Origin of the sequence: Lactococcus sp. (genome assembly GCF_036648155.1) — a bacterium.
Taxonomy (GTDB): Bacteria; Bacillota; Bacilli; order Lactobacillales; family Streptococcaceae; genus Lactococcus; species Lactococcus cremoris.
Genome location: NZ_JAVXIY010000033.1, coordinates 1 through 678, shown reverse-complemented (window position 1 = coordinate 678; position 678 = coordinate 1). Strand labels below are relative to the sequence as shown.

General features: G+C 45.6%; 2 tRNA genes. Both read right to left on the bottom strand.

Going from position 1 to position 678, the window contains the following annotated elements:
- Positions 1–395: 395 nt before the first annotated feature.
- Positions 396–471: transfer RNA gene (locus RSC39_RS11965), tRNA-Ala, on the bottom strand.
- Positions 472–496: 25 nt separating this feature from the next.
- Positions 497–573: transfer RNA gene (locus tag RSC39_RS11960), tRNA-Ile, on the bottom strand.
- Between the last annotated feature and the right edge of the window lie 105 nt (positions 574–678).

Below are 678 nucleotides of genomic sequence, written 5' to 3'. Positions count from 1 at the left end.
CTTAGTCACTTGACCCTATAACTTTGACGTCTCTTATCGAAACATCGCCATATTCGGAGTTCAAAGACTTGTGAGGTCTCACACCTCACGCGTTATGCCGTAATGTGAATATCTTTGCTGTCGCATCTTTCAATGCGACTTTTGAGAATATTCGTCATTACATGAATTCAAAGTTGAATTCGTGTTGACGCAATCAAATAATTGCTGACGGCACGGTCACCTCAAAGGGTGTTTCCGTCAGCAATACTGATTTCGACTCTATGAATTTTTAAAGAACAGCCTATTGATCGGATCGATCAATACAAAAGCAGTCTTTGCAAGACTGCTTTTGTATTGAGTGAAGCCAACGATTATAGCACCCTGCGGCGCTATAGTTTTTAAACAAACACGTTGTTTGGTGGAGGATGACGGGATCGAACCGACGACCCCCTGCTTGCAAAGCAGGTGCTCTCCCAGCTGAGCTAATCCCCCAATCGGGTTTTTCGCATTGGAAGTTTGGTGGGTCTAGTTGGGCTCGAACCAACGACCCCTGCGTTATCAACACAGTGCTCTAACCAGCTGAGCTACAGACCCAATCCATCAAAGTCTCTCGACTTCAACAGGTCATCCAACAACCGATAAGTGTGGGCGTTCAAACTTGAACTGCTTCATTTTCCAGAAAGGAGGTGATCCAGCCGC